Origin of the sequence: Neisseria oralis (assembly GCF_045062685.1) — a bacterium.
GTDB lineage: Bacteria > Pseudomonadota > Gammaproteobacteria > Burkholderiales > Neisseriaceae > Neisseria > Neisseria oralis.
The window spans coordinates 154,544-171,444 of record NZ_JBJGEB010000001.1; the positions used below are offsets into that span (position 1 = coordinate 154,544).

Below are 16,901 nucleotides of genomic sequence, written 5' to 3' on the forward strand. Positions count from 1 at the left end.
TTGACCGCTCATCTGGCAATATCAATAATATTGCATATCCGATTCGATTATCACACAGAAAAACAGTCGCATGTACGGCGAAAAATAGGAAAACGTCCGCAGTACAACGACAACAGGCCGTCTGAAAGAGACGCTCACCTCTTGGCCTGCCGCCTACCGTTCAAAATCAAACAGGCGGAAAACGAACTGGATAAAGCAATAAAATATTACACCGCAGCGGAATTTCCGATGCGATACCATCCGGAAGGCGGACACACTCACTTCCGCCAACCGAAAGGTCGACCGCACAAAGAGGCGGCGGCGAAAACAACCGCAGACAAAACAGAATGCGCCGTTTTAAACGTCCGGTGCATTTTGCAGGGCAAACCGAAAGGCACTCACTCCTTTTTGCCCGCACGTTCTCCGCAGCATGGCCGGGAAAACCATGACCGACGGAAACGGCTGCCGACCGATAAACAAAACACGGCGGCAGGGTTGCATATAGAAATTTAAAGCGCAGCCGTTTTAAACGTCCGGCTTCGTTTTTAAATTCAAGGCCGTCTGAAAAGGGCTACTCACCCCTTTCCGACCGGCAAAGCAAATCTTACCGGCTTGCGGCCTTGATTTGCCGACTGTCTGCGCAAGCGGACAGCACTATAACAACATTAGAAAGAAAATCATGTCTAAACACATTACGTTATCTGTCCGCGAGTCGGACAGCGGGTTACTGTCGCCATCGGTTTCTCAAAACCGCCATCACCACTCTGACCAAGGCCGCGAACAGCTTGCCGCGCAAGCTGTCGACGCCGCCTTGCAGCCTCAAAACGGCGAAGTGGAAAAACTGCCTGAAAACGCAGTATTCCTGTCCGCCGACGATGCATTAGACATCGGCCTGACTCCGGATTACGCGGCCCTTGCCGCCTCCGCAGGCCAATACCGTCCCATTGCCGCCAACGGCTTTACCCCCTTATCCGAATATTCCGAAGACGAATTTGCAATCGACACCGATCAAGAATCCGCAGGATTAGAACCTGTACGCGCATCGGAAATCATCTCCCGCACATCCCAATCCTCTTCATTCGCCCCCAAACTGCTGGGCGGACTTGCCGGAACCGGCCTGCTGGGCGGTTTGGCTGCCGCAGGCGGCGGTGGAGGCGGCGGCAAAGGTGAAGAAAAGCCTGCCGAAAAAACCGCTGCTGAGAAAGCTGCTGCTGAGAAAGCCGCCGCTGAGAAAGCCGCCGCTGAGAAAGCCGCCGCTGAGAAAGCCGCCGCTGAGAAAGCTGCTGCTGAGAAAGCTGCTGCTGAGAAAGCTGCTGCTGAGAAAGCTGCTGCTGAGAAAGCTGCTGCTGAGAAAGCTGCTACTGAGAAAGCTGCTACTGAGAAAGCTGCTGCCGAGAAAGCCGCTGCTGAAAAAGCCGCTGCTGAAAAAGCCGCTGCTGAAAAAGCCGCTGCTGAAAAAGCCGCTGCTGAAAAAGCCGCTGCTGAAAAAGCCGCTGCTGAAAAAGCCGCTGCTGAAAAAGCCGCTGCTGAAAAAGCCGCTGCCGAAAAACACCATAACGACGTTGACCATCACAATGATGCTTCCCACAATCATGATATGTCGGGCAAAGGTTATACCGTCCATATGCACGAAACCCGCGGCAAATATATCGACGCATCCGATTTCGGCACCGATCCCACCGGCAAAACCGACAGTCTGCCTGCCATCAAAGCCGCGCTTGCTGCTGCCCATGCAGAAGGAGCCTCGCTATACCTGCACGGCAAGCTGTATATTTCCGATCAGATTAAAATCGACCACAGTTTGAGCAATGTTAAAGGTTTGTTCGGCGACGGTATGGGCAAAACTGAAATCAGCTTCGACAAAGCGCAAACCGGTGTTTTCAACTCCAATACGAACGAAGACGACATCCGTCCGTTCGCAGGCATTTTGGTAGACAACGTAAACGGCGTAACCATTGCTGATTTGTCCGTCAAATACACCAATCCGGATTTCTACCGCAAAGGCAGCAGCTACTTCGGCAAGGTAAACGGCATTATGGTCAATGATTCGGACCACACTCTGATCGACGGAGTGGAAGTTACCGGTGTCAACCGCGCGGGTGTCTTTTTCGGTTCGACAGCCACGCTGACCAAGGATCCGCTCGGCAGCGGGGCGACTTACAAAGCCCGTCTGATCAGGGGCGAAATCGACGAAAATTACGGAACGCTGCCTTTGGGCGAGCACAACAGCGTCGTGAACAGCTACCTGCACCACAACCGCGTCGCCGGCGTTCTTTTCGCCTATCAGAAAAACTTTACCGCCGACCACAACAGACTCGACTGGAACGGCCACGAGGCCGACGGCGGTACGGGTTACGGCGTGGCGGCTATGGCCGGCAGCTACAACTACGGTATCACCTTTACCAACAACTCTACCGACCACAACTACCGCAAGGGCTTGGACGTCCACGACGGCAACGACATCGTCATCAGCAACAATACACTGAACGGCGACCGATTATACGGTATCGGTGTCTACAACCGCCAGTTTACAATGGACAACGTCAAAATCACCAATAACGTCATCACGCAGGATGCGAAGTTCCGTCTGCCGGTGGACGACGATTTGCCCGCCAACTACCACAGCTATTCGGGAATCCAACTGCAAACCAATACGCAGTATAAAAACCTCCATACCGAAAACAATGCTTCGTACGTCATCAACGGCAACACGATTAAAGGCCTGACACTGTATACATACGACCGCACCGACCGCTCCGCATTGCAGACATACGGCATCGAAGTGCGCAACCACGAGCAGACCATCGACTACACCATCGATATCAGCAATAACACCATCGAAGGCAATTCCTCGCGCTACCTGATTGCGGTGATCAACAGCACGCAAAATCCGGCCACCAAAGACAAAGGTCCGGGTTCGGGCGACATCAACATCACCGGCAACAATCTGTCTATCGAAGAAATTCCAAACGGCACGATGCCTATTTATGTTGAAGAAAAACACAACAACGGCAGCCTGCGCGGCGACGTCGACGTATCCGGCAACCACATTGCCATCGCCAAATCCAACGGCACGGTGGAAGCCATCCAAATGTTGGGCAATGCCGAAACCTACACGGTCAGCCACAACAAATTCGAACTGCACGGCATGTTGGACAAATCCATCGTCAGCATCCACGGCAGGGGCGACAGCGCTTCCAGCGTTACCATCAGCGACAACGATTTGGTAACGGACCGTACGGACGCCCTTTACAAAGGCTGGATTGAAACCAAAAACGTGTCCTACATCTCCATCGACAACACCCACAACAACGATGCGGTGGCAGTCAGCTCGAACATGTCGACGGAAGATGTCGCCGCGTTTACCGCCAAACACGAAGCGGCCGATCTGGCCAAAGAGTGGGCTGCCGATACCTCGCTCGACCTTTCCAGCCTGCTGTCTGCCGACGGTTCGGCACAGGCAGGAATCATAGATGTCGCAGCCGGTGCGGAACACGCCGCCTATGCAATGACCGACACCTTCACTGTCGACACTTCGGATACCCACGTCCTGTAAGGCAAGCATCTCTCCGAAACGGCAGAAAGGCCGTCTGAAACAAGTTTTCAGACGGCCTTTTATCTTACGTCCGGCCCGTGTCGCGCCAAACCTTTTAATTAATCGTATAACCGCGCAGGTATTGCACCCGTTCGCGCGTCATGCGCGTATCGCACTGGAGCCGGAGATATTCGGCCTGCGCCGGATTGTCTGCTTCCGCGGCGGCTTGGGCGCAGTTTTGTTTTTTGCTCTGAATCCAAGAACGCTGCTCGGCCAACATTCCCTGCTGGATGGTTTTGTCCATACCGCCCCAGATACGGTTGATTTCACTGTCGGCCTTACGGTTTTGCTCGCGCGCGCGTTCCAAATCGCTGAAGGCGGGCGACGGGGTTTCCTGTTCGGTGGTTTTCGGGCTCAGCAGTTCGGCATCCGAACCGGTATCCTCCAGCAATGACGAGAGTCCGGCTTCCTGACTGGCCGCGTTGTTTTCCAAAATGTCTTCCGGTTTGAGTTCGGGCGGTTCGCCGAACGCTCCGCCGCGGTTCATTTTCAACGCGTCTTCTTTGGACACGGCCTTGCCGTCTATCATCACGATGCTTTTGACGCCGTAGGGCAGCAATGCCGAGGAAATAATCTGCGCGGTGGTGTTCAGCGTATTGTCTTCAAAGGTTACTTCTTTGTTTTGATTCGGCGTGTAACTCAGCGCGGTGGAGAAGGTGCCGCCGTTGTAGCTCAGGTTGCTGCCCATGATTTTCCGTTCGATAAACTGGTTCAGGCCGAGGTCGCCGTAAATCAGCGGGCTGTTGTTTTCGGCAGTGGCGGCAATTTCGGAAGGTATCTGGACTTTCAAATCGGCACGGCAGATTTTTTTATTGTCTTCGGTGGTTTCTTCGGCATTTTCCAACGAAATTTCAAGCTGGCTGCCGGCGGCGATGAGTTTGTCGGCATCGACGAACTGGCGGCTGTCTTTACGTGCGAACTCCCGCGCCTGCTGCTTGATGATTTCCTGAATATTGCTGCGTACGCTCTGCTCTACCGAGGTATCGCCGCAGGCAAGGGGCTGCTGGTCGGAATCTTTGCTGCACGCGCAGAGGACGGCAGCCGTCAAAGATAAGGCAAGCAGTTTTTTGTACATGAGTGTCTCCTTAGGCCGCAAGGCCGTTGCAGGGTCGTTTGTTTTTCAGACGGCCTCTGCCGTATGGTGCCCGGTGCAAACGGCGGAGGTTTGTTTCCATATCGCATGATGATAGCAAAAGCATCCGCAACGGTTAAGACATTGCGGATGCTTTTTAGTTTACTTAGCGGCTTATTTTCGGGAAATTTACGAAAACAGGCAGAACTAAACCCTGATGCGGGCCGTCTGCGGCCAAGCCGGAACGGATAGCCGCCCCGCCCGATTCGGAAAGGTTTCAGACGGCCTCGCTTCCATCGAAACACCCTAACGGCACATCCAGCAATGCCTGCGCGTTTTCAATCTGCGCGGCGCAGGCGTAAACCTGCGGCAGGACGTGGGCGTAATAGACGCGGGCGTTATGTTTCTGCGCGGCGTAGAAACCGCTGCCGAAGCCGTCGGCGTCGTCCTTTTGGGCGGATTCGGCGGCAAGGTAGGCGCGGGCGAGTCCGATGGCGCCGAGCGTCAGCCCCATTTGTTGCAGGTAGGCGTTGGACGCGGCGGCGGCGAGGGCGGGACGGTCGGCGTATCCGACCATGCGGGCGATGCTTTGTTCCGCCGTTTCAATGGCTTGCGTCAGTTGTTGCGCGGCGGCGGGTTCGGCGGCGGCGAGTTTGTCCGCCAGCTCTTTGCCTTCGGCGAGCAGCTTCAAAGGCAGCGCGCCGTTTTTGCCGGTGGTTTTGCGCCCTGCCAAATCGGCGGCCTGTATGCCGTTGGTGCCTTCGTAAATCGGCGTAATCCGCACGTCGCGCAGGTATTGCGCCACGCCGCTTTCTTCGACGTAACCCGCGCCGCCGTAAATCTGGACGGCGAGGTTGGTCAGGACGACGCCGTTGTCGGTCGGCCAGGCTTTGACGATGGGAATCAGGAAATCCAGTTCGCGCTCCGCTTCTTTGCGCAATACGTTGTCGGGGCAGGCGGCGGCAACATCGGTCAGGGCGGCGGCGCGCAGATAGAGGGCGCGTTGGGCGGCGAGCGTTGCCTTTTGTATCAACAACATACGGCGCACGTCGGGATGGCGGATAATCGCCACGTCGTCTGAACCGTCCGCCTCGTCGCGTCCCTGCACGCGTTCTTTGGCATAGGCGAGCGCGTTTTGATAGGCGCGTTCGGCGACGGCGTGGCCTTCGATGCCGACGTTCAGCCGTGCGGTTTTCATCATGGTAAACATATACGCCAAACCCTTGCCCGCCCTGCCGACCAAATAGCCTTCGGCGTTGTCGAACTCCATCGTACAGGTCGGGCTGGCGTGTATGCCGAGCTTGTGTTCGATGCCGATGGCGCGCACGCCGTTGCGTCCGCCCAAGCTGCCGTCCGCGTTCACCAAATATTTCGGCACGATAAACATCGACACGCCCTGCACGCCCGGCGCGGCATCGGGCAGGCGCGCGAGCACCAGATGGACGATGTTTTCCGTCATTTCCTGATCGCCCCAAGTGATGAAGATTTTCTGACCGCTGAGGGCATACGCACCGTTTTCTTTCGGCACGGCGCGGGTGGCAATGTGGTTCAAATCCGAACCCGCCTGCGGTTCGCTCAAATTCATCGTTCCCGCCCATTCGCCGCTGCACATTTTCGGCAGGTAGGTCTGTTTCTGCTCCTCGCTGCCGTGTTTGAACAGCGCATCCACCGCCCCCAGCGTCAGCATCGGCATCAGCGACAGGGCGAGGTTGGCGGCACACCACATCTCTTCACACGCCGCCGACACGACCGCCGGCAGCCCCTGCCCGCCAAACTCCGCCGGCGCGCGCAAACCCGCCCAGCCCGCTTCGCAGAAATCGCGGTAGGCACGCGCCAAATCGGGATGTGTGGTGATCAGGTCGTCTGAAAAACCCGCGCCGTAGAGGTCGCCGGTGCGGTTGGTGTCCGCCCATTGCTCCGAGGCAAACCGCGCCGCTTCGTCCAGCACCGCATCCACCGTTTCCGCATCCAAACCTTCCGCATGGGGCAGTTGCAGGATTTCGTCCAACCTGCCGTGCACGCGGATTCCGAAACGCAATTCGTTTACAGGGGCCGTGTAACTCATGGAATCTCTCCGAAGTGAATGATTTGAAATGGATTTGGGATAAATTCGTGCGGTTATACTAATCCCAAACGGCAGATTTGGAAAGCGCGGCGGCTTTCAGACGGCCTCTGTCAAAACCGCCCGCTTCCTTATATATAGAGAAGGTCAAGCGGTTAGTTTGCGGAAACACCGCCGGCAACTATGCGCAGCCTAAGTCAATGCCCGACAAAACCGTTCCTCATATGCGCGGAAAAGGCTGCAAATGAAAAAGGCCGTCTGAAAACTTTAAAACTTCGTTGAAGTATACGTTTTCAGACGGCCCCCATCCGTTCAACCGCTTTATTTCACTTTGCCCTTCAACGCGCCGTAGCCTGCCGCGTCCATTTGTTCCAGCGGGATGAATTTCAGGCTCGCGCCGTTGATGCAGTAGCGCAGGCCGCCTTTATCTTTGGGGCCGTCGGGGAAGACGTGCCCCAAGTGCGAATCGGCGGCACGGCTGCGCACTTCGGTGCGGCGCATGTTGTAGCTGAAATCGTCGTGTTCGGTAACGGCGGCGGCGTTAATCGGGCGGGTGAAGCTCGGCCAGCCGCAGCCGGAATCGAATTTGTCGGCGGAGCTGAACAGGGGTTCGCCGCTGACGACGTCCACATAAATGCCGGGCTTAAACAGATGGTCGTATTCGTGGCTGAAGGCGTATTCGGTTGCGCTTTTTTGAGTAACTTGGTATTGCTCTTCGGTCAGGATGCGTTTGAGTTCGGCATCACTGGGTTTTTTATACGTTGCCGCGTCGAAGCCTTTGCCTTGCGGGGCGGCTTTGGTTTTGCCCGGCAGCGGTTCGTCGGCTTTGCGGATGTCGATGTGGCAGTAGCCGTTGGGGTTTTTAATCAGGTAGTCCTGATGGTATTCCTCGGCGTCGTAGAAGTTTTTCAGCGGCTCGTTTTCGACGACGAGGGGCTGTTGGTATTTTTGCTGCTCGCGTTTGAGGGCGGCGGCGATGACGGCTTTTTCGGCGGGGTCGGTGTAGTACACGCCGCTGCGGTATTGCGTGCCGGTGTCGTTGCCTTGTTTGTTGAGGCTGGTCGGGTCAACGACGCGGAAATAGTATTGCAGGATGTCGTCGAGGCTGAGTTTGTCGGCATCGTAGGTGACTTTGACGGTCTCGGCATGGCCCGTATCGCGGTAGGACACGTCTTCGTAGCTCGGACTTTTTGTTTTGCCGTTGGCGTAGCCGGATACTGCGTCAACCACGCCGTCTATGCGTTGGAAATAGGCTTCCAAGCCCCAGAAGCAGCCGCCGGCGAGATAGATGGTGCGCGTGTTCATGATTTTTGAATCCTTTTTCTGTGTATCGGGTTTGTAGAACGAATTTTTCAGACGGCCTAAATCGGCATTCGGGTCGCGGATTAACGCCAATGCCTGCGCTTCGTTGATGCTGCCTTTGACGATACGCTGCACGTCGCCGTCTTTACCGAGCAATGCCCACGAGGGATAAACGCCGATATTCAGGCTTTGTGCGATGGTGCCGCCGTTGTCGGTAACGACGGGCAGCTTGGGATAGTTCAAACCGGCATACCATTTTTGAAAGTCGCCGTCTTTTTTCTCGTGCAAAAAGCCGGGGGAAGCGACGGTAATCAGGTTGGCGGAGCCGAACCGCTTGTCCTGCGCCCATTTTTCGGTTTGTCCCAATTCGGACAGACACAAAGGACACCAGCTCGCCCAGAATTTAATCAGGGTCGGTTTGTTTTTCACCAGCAGCGAAGCCGCCGGCCGGCCGTGCGAATCTTTCAGCCGCGACAGCATCTGCGGTACCGGCGCCGCCTGCACGGGAGCGGCTTGCGGCAGCAGGAAAGCGGTTCCCGCCACGGCCGCTCCCAGCAGCAGCGCGATTTTCCAAACGGATGTTTTTCCCATTTTCATTTTTTGCTCCTCATGGTTGCGTTTCGATAGTACGGATTAGACGGCGGCGGATACCGAATCTTACAGTCTTACGCATAAAAAAGTAAAAAGGCCGTCTGAAAATCGGTTTTCAGACGGCCTTCGGTCTATAAAACGGCGGATTACAGGAACAATACCAGCGCCACCGCCACGGCAATCACGCCGTAAATCGTCATCGGAATCACGGTTTTCTTGATAATCGCGCCTTCGGCATTGTGCACGTCAAGCACGGTACATACGGCGATGATATTGTTGATGCAGACCATGTTGCCCATCGCGCCGCCGACCGACTGCAAGGCCAGAATCAGGGTGACGGACAGGCCGGTGTCCAGCGCGATTTGCTGTTGAATCGGGCCGAAAGTCAGGTTGGACACGGTGTTCGAACCGGAGAAGAACGCGCCGATGGCACCCAGATACGGCGAGAAGTAAATCCAGTGTTCGCCCGCCATGGCGGCAAATTCTTTACCGATGATTTTCACCATCGAATTGTCGCCGCCGACCATCATCAGTTTCACCATAATCAGCGCACCCATCAGGGCCAGCAGCGGTTTTTTGGTCTGATGGAAAGTCGCCGCGTAAAACTCCCAGGCGTCTTTAAACTTGGTTTTGTAAAGCGCGATGCAGATCCATACGGTAAACACAAACGGAATCCACGCCGGCACATACAGCGTCTGATACGACTCGCTCACGCCCTGTCCGAAGATGTTGCTGAAGGTAATGGTCAGAGAATCGCTGACGGAGATTTTGCTCAAATCAAACGGCAGTTGGAAGCTGAACCATTCGGTTTTGCTGGTCAGCAGGCCTTTGATGCCGAGCTGTTTGATGCGCGTAACCACCAGCATACCGATAAGCATACCCAGCGGCGCGAGTGCTTTGGCGACTTGGGCGAAAGGCACTTTTTCGGCGTTCGGGTCTTTCGCATGGTCTTTGCTCAGGCCCCAGCCGTGGTTGGCGGCGAACACGGACACCAGCAGGCCGACGGCGCCCGCCACCAGCGACGGAAATTCCTCGTTGACCATCGCCAGCGCAACATAAGGAATGGTACAGGAAAACACGCTGATGCCGACGAAACCGAGGTTTTTGCGGATTTCCGCCCACGGCACGATAAAGCTCAGGCCGATGACGGGGATGATGAAACCTGCGGCAAAGTGCATGATGCCGGTTTGTCTGCCGATGGCCATGATGTCTTCGGCACTCAGGTTCAACGGTGCGAAACCGAACCAGGTCGGCGTACCCACCGCGCCGAACGATACCGGCACGGAGTTCATCACCAGGGTGAAAATCGCCACTTTCAACGGATTGAAACCCAGACTCATCAGAATCGGGGCGGCAATCGCGGCCGGCGTGCCGAAACCGGACGCGCCTTCAATCATAAAGGCAAACGCCCAGCCGATAATCATCAACTGCGCCACGGGGTTCGGGCTGATGGTTGCCAGCCATTTGCGGATAACGTCGATACAGCCGGTGGTTTCCATCATGCGGTTGAACATAATCGCGCCGAAAATCACGGTAATCGGCGTCAGGGTCGAAACCAGGCCCGATGCCGCGGTAGCGTTGAGCAGCATGGCGTCGTCGTCGAAATAAAACAGCTTGATGGCGTAAATCAGCGCGGCGGTAATCGGCAGCGCGATATACGAGGGCATACTGTTTTTCTTCACCATCAGCCAAATCAGGAGAATGATGGGAAAGATACTGAGAAAAAGAGGCATCATACTGCGCATCCTTGTATTACAAAATTAATCTTGTCCGGCCCGTAACGGACAGGCCGTCTGAAAAATATCCGTCGAGTCGTTTTTCGAAAATTGGTTTTACCAATTTTCGAAAAACTTGCTTACTTTATGTAATATCGTGTTGTCCGTCAAGAAGATTCTGAACGACAATAAATCCCGTTTGCAAAACGATATTGTCATTCTTACGATATTTTTTTATTTTCAACGGATTAAAACCATTCGAACGGACAGCGGTTTTCAGACGGCCTGTTTCCAAGCAAGCAAAAAAGGTACGCGTGGAAGAATATCGGCCGGCGCAATGGTCAAACCATTTGATACGAAAGAGAAGCGGTATGGGCCGTTTGCGCCGCCATTCCGCCAAAAACCGAAGGCCGTCTGAAAACGGAATCCCCGTTTTCAGACGGCCTCGATTCAAACCGATGCTTTCCGCGGCATCAGCCCGTATTGCGCAGCCCCTGCGCCACACCGTTGATGGTCAGATGCACCATCAGCAGCAGGTGCGGATTGTTCGGGTCTTTGCGCAGGCGTTTGAGCATGGCGACCTGTAAGCCGTTGAGCGCGTTCAGATACGGGATGCGCAATGCCAGCGAACGGGCAAGGCTGCGGTTGCCGCTTAAAAGCCCGGCGGTTTTCAGGATGTCCAGCAGGGCTTTGCGGCTGCGCAGGTATTCTTCTTTAATCATGCCGAAGATGATTTCGGCTTTTTCCGGCGACTCGCTCAATCCGGCGTAACTTTCCGCCAACATGATGTCGGTTTTCGCCATCACCTGCTCCATGTTCGACAGCATGGCGCGGAAGAACGGGTTGTCTTGCGCGTGCTGCTGCAACAGCGACATATCGTCGGGATTGCGGCGGCACAATTCTTCCACCGCGCTGCCGAAGCCGTACCAAGCGGGCAGCATCAGGCGGTTTTGCATCCATGAGAACACCCACGGAATCGCGCGCAAGTCCTGAATCCGCGCCAAGGTTTTGCGGCTGGCGGGACGGCTGCCGAGATTAAGCGAGGCGATTTCGCGTATCGGACTGGTTTGCAGGAAATAGTCGATAAAGTCTTCGTGCGTAATCAGCGCGCGGTAAAACTTGAACGAACTGTCGGACAATTCCTGCATCAGCCTGCCGTCGGGGTCTTTGCGGTCGGGCAGCAGGCTGGCTTCGAGCGTAGCGGCGACCAGTGTTTCCAGATTGCGTTGCGCGTTGCCGGGGTCGGCGTATTTGGCGGTGATGACTTCGCCTTGTTCGGTGATGCGGATTTGTCCGGCCACGCTGCCCGCCGGTTGGGCGAGAATGGCTTGGTAAGACGGGCCGCCGCCGCGTCCGACGCTGCCGCCGCGGCCGTGGAAGAGGCGCATACGGACATCGTATTTTTTGAAGAGTTCGACCAAACCCAATTCCGCTTGATAGAGGCACCAAGAGCTGGTTACGTAGCCGCCGTCTTTATTGGAATCGGAATAGCCGAGCATGATTTCCTGAATGTTGTCGCGGCTTTGCAGCAGGGCGCGGTACCATTCGTTGCTGAACATGGTTTCCATGACGGGGCAGGCGTTTTCGAGGGCTTCGATGGTTTCGAAGAGGGGGACGATGTTGATGCGGCTTTGCGGTTTGCCGTTTTCAACTGTCAACAAGCCGCTTTCTTTGAGCAGCAGCGCGAGGGCGAGCAGGTCGCTGGGCTGTTCGCAGTTGGAGATGATGCTTTGGGTAACGGCGTTTTCACCGAATTCGTCTTTGATTTTGCGCGCTTCGTTGAAAATCGCCATTTCGCGGCGGGTGTGTTCGCTGTAAGTGATGAACGGGCTGGACAGCGGCCGCTGGTGTTTCAGCTCGCGCAGCAGGACTTTCTGTTTTTCCGTTTCGGAAAGGCTGGCGTAGTCTTCCAAACCGGCGTGTTTGAAGAGTTCGGCGACGACATCGGCGTGTTTTTCCGCGTGCTGGCGCAAGTCGAGCGGCATCATGTGGAAGCCGCATACCGACGCGGTGCGGATGATGTTGGCCAGCCGCCCCTGCGCCAACAGCGCGCTGCCGTTGTCGCACAGGGAGCGTTGCAGCTTGAGGAGGTCGTCTGAAAACTCTTGCGCGGAGGCGTAGGGCAGCATGAAGCCGAATTTGCAGCCCATACCCAAGCCGAGCGAGCGGGCTTTGCCCATCACGCGCGCCATGATGTAGGCGATGGCGCGGCGGTACGGCTCTTCGGTGCGGGCGATTTCTTCGTCGGGCGATTCGTCGGACAACGCCATCACGTCGTCGTTGACTTTGACGCGGCGGACGGAAAGCGGCAGCTCGCGGTAGAGTTTGTCGAGTTCGCCGCGGTAAAAACGGAACACGGCGTCGGCATGGCGGCGGAAAGCGAAACGCAGGGTTTCGGCGGAGACAAACGGATTGCCGTCGCGGTCGCCGCCTATCCAGCCGCCGATTTTCAGGATGTCGGGGATGACGACGTCGGGATAGGCCGTCTGAAACTCGCGTTCCATGCTGCGGTAGAGTTTGGGCAGCGCCTCGAAGAAACTCATCGGAAAGATGGATACGCCGTTGTTGATTTCATCGTTGACGCTGATTTTGTGGTGGCGCGTTTCGCTGGTCTGCCACAGGCTGAGCAACACGGTGTCGATTTCACGGCGCAAATCCGTCAGCGCTTCCGCGTTGGTGCAGCGTTCCCGCATTGATAGCAGCGAATGGATGCGGCGGTTGAAGCCCAACACCGTCTGCCGCTGCACTTCGGTCGGATGCGCGGTCAGCACGGCGGTGATGCTCGTTCCGTCGAGCTGCTTCTGCACGGCGCTGCCTACGATTTGATTGGCCTTCAGCTTGCGCACGGTTTCCGACAGGCTGCCTTCGGCGGCATTGTGCCCCGCGTCTTCGTGAATCTGGCGGCGACGTTCGTGGTGCACGTCTTCGGCGATGTTCAGAATCTGCGCAAACAACCCGCAGGCCAGCGTCAAATCGTGGGTCTGCTGCTCGTCCAGTTCCGGCAGCACCTTTTCGATAACCGCGCTGCTGTCGTCGGAAGAGGCCAGCAGTTTGACCGTTTCCACCACCTGCGGCGAGGCTTCCTCGTGCAGCAGGTTGAACAGCGACTGCTTCAGAAACTCCGCATCCGCCGCCAACGGCGCGTCTTTCGGATTATTGAGGATATGGAGCTGCATGACTTTTCTCGCTTTCCTTTACATTTGAATGAAACCATTGTATAGCAGGCACACCGAATCTGCCATAAGCGTAAACAATGTAATGCAACGTAATTTGATATAAATCTTACAAATCAATCAGTCATTCAAAAGAAAACCAAGAAAAATACATTTTTTAACCGTATTCCCATATTTACCTTCTTTCACACCAAACCGTCCGGCATAAAATTCCAGCCGATTATCATAAAAACAACAACGCCGCCCCTCATCATGCAGAGCGGTAAGCGTAAAACCGAAAAATGACTTAAAATAGTCCCGATTTTACTCATAAATAAACCTCACATTCGCAGGAACCGAAAATGTTTGATTTAACCCACTTGAACGAAAACGGCGATGCCCACATGGTCGATATTTCCGGCAAAGCCTCCACCGAGCGCACCGCCATCGCCAGCGGCGTCATCAACATGAGCCTCAAGGCCATCGGCATCCTTGCCGACAACACCGCTGAAAAAGGCGACGTACTGGGTACGGCCCGCATCGCCGCCATCCAGGCCGCCAAGCAGACCGGCTTTCTGATTCCCCTCTGCCATCCGATCGCACTGAACCATATCCGCGTCGACTTCGACATCGACAAAGACCTCGCCCGCGTCAAAGCCACCGTAACCGCGTCCACCGAAGGCCAGACCGGCGTGGAAATGGAAGCGCTGATGGGCGTCAACATCGCGCTGCTCACCATTTACGACATGATGAAGGCGGTCGACAAAACCATGATTATCAGCCAAGTGCATCTGGAAGAGAAAACCGGCGGCAAAAGCGGCAATTTCATTTTTACCGACGACTACGAAAACATCGACTTCTGATTTCCGCACAATACAAACAGCCTGCACGGGTTTATAATCGTGCAGGCTGTTTTGCCGGATAAGACATACCGCCGACCAACCCCTTTTCAGGCCGTCTGAAAACCGCAATAGTGTTTTCAGACGGCCTCATCCATCACCATGAACGACCACCAACTGCTCCGATACAGCCGCCACATCCTGCTTGACGAAATCGGCATCGAAGGCCAGGAAAAACTGCTTGGCGCCCACGCGCTCGTCGTCGGCTGCGGCGGTTTGGGTGCGGCCGCCCTGCCCTATCTCGCCGCATCGGGCATCGGCCGGCTGACCATCGCCGACCCCGACACCATAGACGACACCAACCTCCAGCGCCAGATTACCTTCACCGAAGCCGACATCGGCCGATCCAAAGCCCTGGTCATGGAAGGCCGTCTGAAAAACATCAACAGCCAGGCCGGTATCACCGCGCTGCCCGAAAAACTCACCGAAGCGCGCCTGACCGAACTCATGCGCGCCGCCGACATCGTCCTCGACTGCTGCGACAACTTCCCCACCCGCCAGGCCGTCAACCGCGCCGCCGTCGCCACCCGCACGCCGCTGGTTTCCGGCGCCGCCGTGCGCTTCGACGGCCAAATCGCCGTGTACCGTCCCGACCTGCCCGACTCCCCCTGCTATGCCTGCCTGTTCGACGGCGACACCGCCGACGACGGCGCCTGCGCCCTGTTCGGCGTATTCTCCCCGCTGGTCGGCATCATCGGCGCCACCCAAGCCGCCGAGGCACTGAAAGTCTTGGCAGGCATCGGCACGCCGGCACACGGCAAGCTGATGACTTACGACGCGCTGGCGGGGGAATGGCACACCTTCCGGCTGGAACGCCGCCCCGAATGCCGCGTCTGCGGCGGCAGACGCTGAACGGCAAACCATACTGGAGGCCGTCTGAAAACGGAAAGCTGTTTTCAGACGGCCTCTTTATATAAAACGGTTACTTCCACAAAGCCTGAAACGCCTTCACCGCCGCTTCGGGATTTCCGGCCTTGGTAACGGCACTCACCACCGCCAGCGAAGCAACTCCCGTCGCCAGCACGTCGGCGGCATTGTCCAGCGTAATCCCGCCGATGGCGACCACAGGCGTACCGCCGGCCCGCACGACCTGCCCGCGCAGCCGCTCCAAGCCCTGCGGCGCGGTGGGCATGTCTTTGGTGGCGGTCGGGAACACCGCGCCGCTGGCCACATAGCTGGGATGCAAGGCCAACGCCCGGTCCATCTCTTCAAGGGAATGGGTACTCAACCCCAGCCGCAAACCCGCCGCTGCGATGGCGGCGAAATCGGCGGTATCCATGTCCTCCTGCCCCAGATGCACGCCGTATGCGCCCGCCGCCACCGCTTCGCGCCAATGGTCGTTGATAAAAAGCTGCGTGCGGCTGCCGCGGCAGGCGGCGACGCAACGCTCGATTTCCCGTTTCAATTCATCGCCGTACAGGGTTTTGCAGCGCAGTTGAACCGTGTCCGCCCCCGCCCTGACCATACGTTCCACCCACTCGGCGGTGGGGACGACGGCGTAAAATTTCAGCGGGGATTTCAAGGGGGGAAAACGCATGATGTGGCTCCTTAATGATTTACCTGCCGGAATTTTAAAACGCCCCGATACGGAACGGTAGCCTTTTTCGCTACCTTCCCGTCAACCGCGTTCCGCCATCGCTTTCCGGTATACGTCCAGTTTGCGTTCTAGAAATTCCTGATGTTCCGCCAGTTGCCGCTGCTGCGCCGCCAATGTTTCCTTGTGCGCCTGCAAAATGGCGAAGCGTTCGGGGATGGTGCTCTCGCCCAAGTGCCGCAGGCGGGCGTATTCTTTGATTCTGGCAAGCGGCACGCCCATTTCTTTCAGGCGCAGGATGAAGCCCGTCCATTCGGCGTCGCGCGTGCCGTAAACGCGGTAGCCGTTGCCGTCGCGTTCCGGCAGCAGCAGCCCTTCTTTTTCGTAGTAGCGCAGCGTGTCGGCCGACAGCCCCGTCTGCGCGGAAAATTCTTTGATATACATAAACCCGGCCCCTTGCATTGGAGTTTGCTCCATAGTTTAACCTGTATGCGCCATTTGGCAAAACAACCTGATTTCAAAGGACTTATCATGTTAAACGACGAAAAACTGCTGCAACGCGGTATGCAGACGCTGAACGACATCGACGGCGAACAGGGTGCGAAGGTGATGCAGGCGCTGGCGGACATTGCGCCCGATTTGGGGCGGTACATCATCGGTTTCGGCTTCGGCGAAATCTACAACCGGCCCCATCTGGACAATCAACGGCGCGAACTGGTTACGCTGGCGGCCCTGGCGGCGCAGGGCGGCTGCGAGAAACAGCTTGCCGTCCATATCCATGCCGCGCTCAATGTCGGCCTGAGCCGTGAGGAAATCGTGGAAACCTTTATCCACTGCGTGCCGTATCTGGGTTTCCCGAAAGTGCTGAACGCGGTGTTCGCCGCCAAAGAAGTGTTTGCGGAAGGCTGACGGCGCGGGGGTGAAGGCAGGCCGTCTGAAAACAATCCGTCCTTTCAGACGGCCTCAAACATTGTTATGATTCCCCATCAATATCCTTCGC

Annotated in this window: 10 protein-coding genes and 1 pseudogene; 4 read left to right on the plus strand and 7 right to left on the minus strand. The window is 56.5% G+C overall.

From position 1 onward, the window contains the following. Positions 1 to 658: 658 nt before the first annotated feature. The gene (locus tag ACI43T_RS00740; RefSeq protein ID WP_405385257.1) at positions 659 to 3,535 is read left to right on the plus strand and encodes a right-handed parallel beta-helix repeat-containing protein; all 2,877 of its coding nucleotides are present in this window, start codon (positions 659 to 661) and stop codon (positions 3,533 to 3,535) included. A 94-nt stretch (positions 3,536 to 3,629) separates the two neighbouring features. Here the strand turns inward: ACI43T_RS00740 and ACI43T_RS00745 are convergent, their stop codons facing one another. The 5 genes and pseudogenes from ACI43T_RS00745 to ppc all read right to left on the minus strand — a co-directional run bounded on the left by ACI43T_RS00745 (position 3,630) and on the right by ppc (position 13,492). Continuing rightward, entirely contained in the window at positions 3,630 to 4,649 is a 1,020-nt protein-coding gene (locus ACI43T_RS00745) for a lysozyme inhibitor LprI family protein (RefSeq protein ID WP_405385258.1), read from the minus strand. Between the two features lie 274 nt (positions 4,650 to 4,923). Next, positions 4,924 to 6,711: an acyl-CoA dehydrogenase gene (locus tag ACI43T_RS00750; protein ID WP_405385259.1), complete on the minus strand. Its 1,788-nt coding sequence runs from the start codon at positions 6,709 to 6,711 to the stop codon at positions 4,924 to 4,926. 318 nt (positions 6,712 to 7,029) lie between these two features. Further along, positions 7,030 to 8,514: pseudogene (gene msrAB / locus ACI43T_RS00755) on the minus strand (bifunctional peptide-methionine (S)-S-oxide reductase MsrA/peptide-methionine (R)-S-oxide reductase MsrB); the annotation flags it as partial. A 233-nt stretch (positions 8,515 to 8,747) separates the two neighbouring features. Next, complete coding sequence (locus tag ACI43T_RS00760; RefSeq protein ID WP_405385383.1) at positions 8,748 to 10,334, minus strand: L-lactate permease; 1,587 nt, start codon at positions 10,332 to 10,334, stop codon at positions 8,748 to 8,750. 455 nt (positions 10,335 to 10,789) lie between these two features. Further along, positions 10,790 to 13,492 (minus strand): phosphoenolpyruvate carboxylase, encoded by a 2,703-nt coding sequence (gene ppc / locus ACI43T_RS00765; RefSeq protein WP_405385260.1) that lies wholly within the window; start codon positions 13,490 to 13,492, stop codon positions 10,790 to 10,792. Between the two features lie 338 nt (positions 13,493 to 13,830). On the opposite strand from ppc, the gene moaC reads away from it, so the two are divergent. Beyond that, a complete protein-coding gene (gene moaC, locus ACI43T_RS00770; protein ID WP_009174278.1) occupies positions 13,831 to 14,331 on the plus strand; it encodes a cyclic pyranopterin monophosphate synthase MoaC in 501 nt (166 codons plus the stop codon). A gap of 138 nt (positions 14,332 to 14,469) precedes the next feature. After that, positions 14,470 to 15,219: a HesA/MoeB/ThiF family protein gene (locus ACI43T_RS00775; protein WP_314107755.1), complete on the plus strand. Its 750-nt coding sequence runs from the start codon at positions 14,470 to 14,472 to the stop codon at positions 15,217 to 15,219. Between the two features lie 70 nt (positions 15,220 to 15,289). Here ACI43T_RS00775 and thiE read toward each other — a convergent pair whose 3' ends face one another. Further along, positions 15,290 to 15,904 (minus strand): thiamine phosphate synthase, encoded by a 615-nt coding sequence (thiE, locus tag ACI43T_RS00780; protein WP_405385261.1) that lies wholly within the window; start codon positions 15,902 to 15,904, stop codon positions 15,290 to 15,292. Positions 15,905 to 15,985: 81 nt separating this feature from the next. Continuing rightward, positions 15,986 to 16,345, minus strand: a complete 360-nt coding sequence (locus ACI43T_RS00785; protein WP_405385262.1) for a MerR family transcriptional regulator — start codon at positions 16,343 to 16,345, stop codon at positions 15,986 to 15,988. 87 nt (positions 16,346 to 16,432) lie between these two features. On the opposite strand from ACI43T_RS00785, the gene ACI43T_RS00790 reads away from it, so the two are divergent. Next, on the plus strand, positions 16,433 to 16,810 hold the full coding sequence (locus tag ACI43T_RS00790; RefSeq protein WP_297953689.1) for a carboxymuconolactone decarboxylase family protein: 378 nt from the start codon (positions 16,433 to 16,435) through the stop codon (positions 16,808 to 16,810). Positions 16,811 to 16,901 lie beyond the last annotated feature (91 nt).

Coding starts and splice junctions, on each gene's coding strand:
- ACI43T_RS00740 (WP_405385257.1), top strand. CDS start 659: ATGTCTAAACACATTACGTTATCTGTCCGCGAGTCGGACAGCGGGTTA.
- ACI43T_RS00745 (WP_405385258.1), bottom strand. CDS start 4,649: ATGTACAAAAAACTGCTTGCCTTATCTTTGACGGCTGCCGTCCTCTGC.
- ACI43T_RS00750 (WP_405385259.1), bottom strand. CDS start 6,711: ATGAGTTACACGGCCCCTGTAAACGAATTGCGTTTCGGAATCCGCGTG.
- ACI43T_RS00760 (WP_405385383.1), bottom strand. CDS start 10,334: ATGCCTCTTTTTCTCAGTATCTTTCCCATCATTCTCCTGATTTGGCTG.
- ppc (WP_405385260.1), bottom strand. CDS start 13,492: ATGCAGCTCCATATCCTCAATAATCCGAAAGACGCGCCGTTGGCGGCG.
- moaC (WP_009174278.1), top strand. CDS start 13,831: ATGTTTGATTTAACCCACTTGAACGAAAACGGCGATGCCCACATGGTC.
- ACI43T_RS00775 (WP_314107755.1), top strand. CDS start 14,470: ATGAACGACCACCAACTGCTCCGATACAGCCGCCACATCCTGCTTGAC.
- thiE (WP_405385261.1), bottom strand. CDS start 15,904: ATGCGTTTTCCCCCCTTGAAATCCCCGCTGAAATTTTACGCCGTCGTC.
- ACI43T_RS00785 (WP_405385262.1), bottom strand. CDS start 16,345: ATGTATATCAAAGAATTTTCCGCGCAGACGGGGCTGTCGGCCGACACG.
- ACI43T_RS00790 (WP_297953689.1), top strand. CDS start 16,433: ATGTTAAACGACGAAAAACTGCTGCAACGCGGTATGCAGACGCTGAAC.